Source organism: Nocardioides sp. (genome assembly GCF_031422975.1).
In the GTDB taxonomy this organism is placed as follows: Bacteria; Actinomycetota; Actinomycetes; order Propionibacteriales; family Nocardioidaceae; genus Nocardioides.
This window is the reverse complement of the sequence record NZ_JANPEO010000557.1, coordinates 1-3,679: the sequence shown is the minus strand read 5'-3', so window position 1 is coordinate 3,679 and position 3,679 is coordinate 1. Positions and strand designations below refer to the sequence as shown.

At 71.0% G+C, this 3,679-nt stretch carries 5 protein-coding genes; 4 read left to right on the top strand and 1 reads right to left on the bottom strand.

The annotated features are described in order from the left end of the window. The 4 genes from RMO85_RS16670 to RMO85_RS16655 all read left to right on the top strand — a co-directional run. A partial coding sequence (locus RMO85_RS16670) for a GNAT family protein (protein ID WP_310529842.1) occupies positions 1–469 on the top strand: 469 nt, incomplete at its 5' end. A 105-nt stretch (positions 470–574) separates the two neighbouring features. Then, positions 575–1,801 carry an arginine deiminase gene (locus tag RMO85_RS16665; protein ID WP_310529840.1) on the top strand — a complete coding sequence of 409 codons (1,227 nt, stop codon included), beginning with the start codon at positions 575–577 and terminating at the stop codon, positions 1,799–1,801. A 77-nt stretch (positions 1,802–1,878) separates the two neighbouring features. Then, on the top strand, positions 1,879–2,253 hold the full coding sequence (locus tag RMO85_RS16660) for a cyclic nucleotide-binding domain-containing protein (protein ID WP_310529839.1): 375 nt from the start codon (positions 1,879–1,881) through the stop codon (positions 2,251–2,253). 17 nt (positions 2,254–2,270) lie between these two features. Further along, complete coding sequence (locus RMO85_RS16655) at positions 2,271–3,356, top strand: adenylate/guanylate cyclase domain-containing protein (protein WP_310529838.1); 1,086 nt, start codon at positions 2,271–2,273, stop codon at positions 3,354–3,356. 19 nt (positions 3,357–3,375) lie between these two features. On the opposite strand, the gene RMO85_RS16650 is transcribed toward RMO85_RS16655, so the two are convergent. Beyond that, positions 3,376–3,679, bottom strand: a 304-nt coding sequence (locus tag RMO85_RS16650) for a hypothetical protein (protein WP_310529837.1), incomplete at its 5' end; no start/stop codon positions are given.

Genomic DNA, 3,679 nt, shown 5'->3' with positions numbered 1-3,679 from the left:
GGCAGATCCGGGGTTCGTCGAATTCCTCCTGCTGCCCCGGCAGAACCCGGCTGAGGTGGCGTTCGAGACCCACCGCCGCACGCAACCGCCCGAGCCCGGGGAGCCGCATCGCATGCTGGCGCTGGTGATGGAGCACGAGGGCACCGCCGTCGGAAACGTCGTGCTGTTCTTCACGGGCACCGACACCTCGTCCGCCGAGATCGGCTGGACCTTGCACCCGTGGGCGGGCGGAAAGGGTCTCGCCACGGAGGCGGCCCGCGCAATGTTGGCCTTGGCCTTCGAGCACTACGGCGTACGCCGCGTGGTGGCCAACCTCGACGCCCTCAACGAGCGCTCCGCGGCGCTGGCCGAGCGACTCGGCATGCGACGCGAGGCCCACCGGTTGGCCGACTTCTGGTCCAAGGGCCGCTGGACCGACTCCTTCGACTACGCCATCCTCCGCCACGAGTGGCAGGCACTGCAGCGCTGACCCGTCGCCGTACACGCGGAGAAGCAGGCCCCCACCATCGCCACCGGCGCCCGAGAGGGCCCCTGAGCCTGTCGCCGGGGTGCTGTCCCGTCTAGGCTCGCGCCCATGGCTCACTCCCACGGCGCTGACAGCGAAGTCGGCACGCTCAACACTGTCATGCTGCACCGGCCCGGCAACGAGCTGAAGCGGCTGACCCCGCGAAACAACGACAAGCTGCTCTTCGACGGGATTCCGTGGGTGAGCCGGGCCCAGGAGGAGCACGACGCGTTCGCAGACACGCTGCGCCAACGCGGCGTCGAGGTGCTCTACCTCACCGAGCTCCTCACCGAGACCCTCGCCAGCGAGGAGGCCCGAGCGCACTCGATCACCTCCGCGTTGAGTGGCCTGCACCTGGGTGACACGCTGCGCGACTACCTCGCCGTGGCACTCGCGGACGCCTCCCCCGAGGAGCTCACCGGCCTGCTGACCGAGGGCATCCGCAACGACGAGGTGCGCGGCGGCCACGGGCTGGTGACCAGCCTGCTCAGTCCCTACGACTTCCTCATCGACCCCCTGCCCAACCTGCTGTTCACCCGCGACTCGAGCGTGTGGGTCCGCGACCGGGTGGCGATCACCAGCCTCGCGATGCCGGCCCGCAAGCGCGAGACGCAGTTGACCGAACTGATCTACACCGAGCACCCGCGGTTCGCCGGCCGGACCCAGAAGATCCACGGCTGGCACAACGAGCACGTCGAGGGCGGCGACGTCCTGCTGCTCGCGCCCGGAGTGATCGCGGTCGGCGTCGGCGAGCGGACCACGCCCGCCGGCGTGGAGCGGCTGTCGCGACAGGTCTTCCACGCCAACCTGGCGCACACCGTCCTCGCCGTTCCCATCGCTCAGGAGCGCGCGACCATGCACCTCGACACCGTGTGCACCATGGTCGACGTCGACAAGGTCGTGATGTATCCCAACGTCGCCCACACCCTGATGGCCCACGCCGTCACCGTCCGTGAGCGCGGGGAGTCCGACCTCGACCTCGTCCTCGACGTCGCGCCGGCCGAGCCGTTCCTCGTGGCCGCGGCGAAGGCGATGCAGATCGACACGCTGCACCAGATCGACACCGGCCTCGACCCGGTCACGGCCGAGCGCGAGCAGTGGGACGACGGCAACAACACCCTGGCCCTCGCGCCCCGGGTGGCCGTCGCCTACGAGCGCAACGACGAGACCAACGCCCGCCTCGAGGAGGCCGGCATCGAGGTCGTCCGGATCGCCGGCTCGGAGCTGGGTTCGGGCAGGGGCGGACCCCGCTGCATGTCGTGCCCGATCGAACGCCAACCGCTGACCGTCGACTGACGACGGAGGCGTACCCATATCTTCCTGCGAGGATCAGCGTTGGGGAGGGCACACACCCCGAGCGAGAGGCACCACCCATGACGTCGTCCATCTTCGATGCACTGTCCCCTGCCGAGTCCGCGCGGGTCAGGGCCGTCGGCACTCACCTGACGCTGCCTGCGGGCTGGTCGCCGATCGGCGAGCGCACCCCTGCCGACAAGGCCTACATCCTCACCTCGGGTGAGGTGTCCGTACGCCGCAGCGGGACCGAGATCGCGCAGCTGGGCCCGGGCCAGATCATCGGCGAGGCCGCGATCGTCAACCGCACGCTGCGCTCGGCCACTGTCGTGGCCCTCACACCATTGGAGGCGATCCACTTCACCAGCGATCAGCTCGAGCTGCTGGTCGCCGAGATCCCGGCCTTCGCCGACGCACTGGCGCGCGCCTCGGTCGAGCGCCACGGCGAAGCCTGACTCAGCATGGGACGCGTGTGAGCGAGCCCACCGACCTCGGTGCCGTCTTCGAGTCGATCGAGGCCTTCCTGCTCGGCGGGCCACCGAACCTGACCCAGGGCGAGGTCGCTGAGCGCGCCGACGTGCCCCTCGAGCTCGCTCGGGATCTGTGGCGGCAGCTCGGCTTCGCGCACGTCACCGACGACACCGCCGCGTTCGCGGACAGCGACGTCGAAGCCCTCCAGCTGACCGCCGACCTGCTCCGGATGGGGATCCTCAGCCCGGACTCCCAGGCGGCCCTGGTCCGGACCTGGGGGCGCAGCTACGCCCGCCTGGCCGAGTGGCAGGTCTCGCTGCTGGCGGGCCTGGCCGTCGCCGGTCCGGACCCGGACGTACGCCTCGCCGAGCTCGCCGCCGGCGTGCTGCCTCGGGTCGAGGCCCTGCAGTCCTACGTCTGGCGCCGTCACCTCAGCAGCGCAGCGAGCCGACTGCTGACGACCGGTTCGCCGAGCAACCCCGAGCGCACGATGGCGGTCTGCTTCGTCGACATCGTCGGCTACACCGCACACAGCAAGTCACTCGAGGAGGAGGCGCTGGTCGAGTGGATCGAGGGCTTCGAACAGATCGCCACCGGGACCGTCGTCGATCTTGGCGGGCGAGTGATCAAGACGATCGGCGACGAGATCCTCTTCACCGCCGACGACCCTGTCGCCGCCGCCGAGATCGCGCTCGCGCTGACCGAGCGCGGCCTCGACGATGACAACCCGTTCCCCGCCGTCCGGGCCGGCATCGCCTACGGGCTCGTGGTCAACCGGCTCGGCGACGTCTTCGGCCCGACGGTCAACATCGCGGCGCGGCTGACGTCCGTGGCCCGGCCGGGCACCGTGGTGCTCGACCGAGGTGCCTACCTCGCCCTGTCGGGTGTCGACGACGAGCCGGACGAGTTCGAGGCGGATGCCGCCGACGAGCCCTCACCCGCGGCGCAGACCCCGGAGGACGAGGGCACCGACGACTCGTCCGGGGCTGACCTGCCCGGCTACCGCTTCCGGCGCCTGCGCCGGGTGTCGGTGAAGGGCTACGCCCGGCTCGAGGCCTGGCGGCTCAAGCGCCCCAAGGACGGTTGAGGCGCAGCTGCTCCGAGCGTCAGACCGGCACGCAGATCTGCGCGGGGCCGGTCGGCAGCGGGTTCGGCACGCACCCCGGTGGCAGGGTCGGCAGCGGGACCCCCGGGACCGTGGGGACGGTCGTCGGCGTGCCCGTCGGCGTCGCAGTGCCGGTCGCCGTCGAGGTGGCCGTCGCGGTCGAGGTCGGCGTGGCAGTCGGGGTCGGGTTGGCCTTGACGCACTTGTCGTAGGCCGCGCGCGCGGTGGTGTACCACTCGAGCTGGAGCTCCAGCTCCCGCTTGGCCAACCGCAGCTTGCGCTTCGCCTTCTTGATCTCGGCGGGC

Bases quoted from the DNA above. Each gene is read 5' to 3' on its own strand.
- RMO85_RS16665 (WP_310529840.1), top strand. From the start codon at position 575: ATGGCTCACTCCCACGGCGCTGACAGCGAAGTCGGCACGCTCAACACT.
- RMO85_RS16660 (WP_310529839.1), top strand. From the start codon at position 1,879: ATGACGTCGTCCATCTTCGATGCACTGTCCCCTGCCGAGTCCGCGCGG.